Below are 1,767 nucleotides of genomic sequence, written 5' to 3' on the forward strand. Positions count from 1 at the left end.
ATCATGCTGAGCAGGATGAAGACGGCGAGCGCTGCAGCCAGGATGCCGCTGGAAACGCCGACCTCCCAGCCGATGGCGAGAATGCAGGCCGTAATGGCAAAGCTCGCTCCGATTAGCGAGCGCGGTGTTCTAAAGATCTGCCGCAAGACCTGGCCACCGTCGAACCTTTGCATTGGCAGAAGATTGAGGAGGTTGAAAGCGCCGAGGATGAGCAGGAAGATCAATAGCGGGCCGCGGAATTGCTCCGACAGCAGCCCATGTGCCGCAATGTTATCCCCGGCAATCAGGATAGGCACGAAGAAGGCCGAGATGCCAGGTCCCATCAGCGCACAGGTGGCAACCTCGAAATGGCTCTTGTAGGGTCTGCCGCCAATCGCGATGCCGCCGAGGAGCGGCACGAAGATCATGCGCACGGATTCATGTCCGAAAGTCCGGTAGGCGGCGAGATGCCCGAGCTCGTGCAGAGCGATGACCAGGGTAAGAAATGTCGAGATCATCAGCCCGTACGTCGTCAGTCCGAAGAACGGCCAAAGCAAAAACGTCGAGACTGCAGCCAGTCCGCATTGAAACGTGGGACGTTCGAAATATCCCTGCGGAACCGATGCACCGGTTTCAAGCCAACCTTCGAGCGCACGCAGCTCGCGGCGCAGCATGACATATCGGAAAAGAAGGAAGGCGAGGCCGCGGTAACGATCCGTCTGCGTAATTTCGATCTCGGCGCCGTCGGGCAGCCGGCGCACGATCCTGCTTTCGCTGAAATCCCGCCAGAAGGCCAAATCAAGCGTGCTGTCGTCAGCGATACGCGAACGAAAGCCGCGTCCGCCGGCGGCCGGCAACGGCTCCAAAGCCAGCAAGCGGCGCAAAGGTGCGCCGTCGCGGTCCAAATGGCTGTAGATCTGCTCGACGATGCCTGTGCGGTTCTTGAGCGGCTTGCTGCTGATGACGGAATGGTGCCAGTCAGCGTCGGTGCCGGCGGGATCGATCGCTCTCCACAGCTCCTCCGGCGGTCTCTGGAATGTCCGCGTCAGGCGAATGGTGCGCACGCCGAGTGGTATGCGCATGAGCAGCCCGAGGAGGCCAAGATTGATGAAAAGCAGCAGGGCGGCAGATTGCAGCGCCGTCATTCGTGTCTCCGAGGCCCCAGCCACAAGACGAAAACGCCACATACTAGGCTACAAGACCTTAACAAATGCGAAGTCGCGCAAGCTGCGGCGCAGACGGACCTGTGCCAATCCGGATCAGGCGAATTCCAGGATCACGGCATCGACGGCGAGGCTCTCGCCAGGCTTCGCATTGATCTTGCCGACGACCAAATCACGTTCGGCGCGCAGCACATTCTCCATCTTCATAGCTTCCACGACGGCAAGTGTCTCACCGGCCTTTACCTCCTGGCCTTCCGCGACGGCGATCGAAATCACCAGCCCCGGCATCGGGCAAAGCAGCAGCTTCGAGGTATCCGGCGGGAGCTTGACCGGCATCAGGCAATCGAGCTCGGCGTGGCGCGGCGTAAAAACCGTGGCGCGGATCGCAAGGCCTTGCCAGTCGATGCGCATGCCGTTCAGAACCGGCCGGATCTGGGCCGTCACCGCCCGTCCGCCGATTGCCCCGTTCCAGACTGGTGCACCGGGTCGCCAATCGGTGACAACATGGATCTTTTCTCCCGCTGCTTCCATCTCCATGTCGAACGGGATGGTCACCAGTCCGTCGGCAAGTCTCCCCGGCACATAGGCCGCGTCGATCTTCCCGACCCCTTCCTCGCGAAGCTTC

General features: G+C 61.1%; 2 protein-coding genes. Both read right to left on the reverse strand.

What is annotated here, in order from left to right:
• Window positions 1-1,124: hypothetical protein (locus C9413_RS31815; RefSeq protein ID WP_170251505.1), on the reverse strand; the 1,124-nt coding region annotated here is incomplete at its 3' end.
• Window positions 1,125-1,238: 114 nt separating this feature from the next.
• The coding region (locus C9413_RS31820; RefSeq protein ID WP_170251507.1) for a biotin/lipoyl-containing protein at window positions 1,239-1,767 on the reverse strand (529 nt) is incomplete at its 5' end.

The sequence above is a fragment of the Rhizobium sp. SEMIA 4085 genome, assembly GCF_013004495.1.
In the GTDB taxonomy this organism is placed as follows: domain Bacteria; phylum Pseudomonadota; class Alphaproteobacteria; order Rhizobiales; family Rhizobiaceae; genus Rhizobium; species Rhizobium gallicum.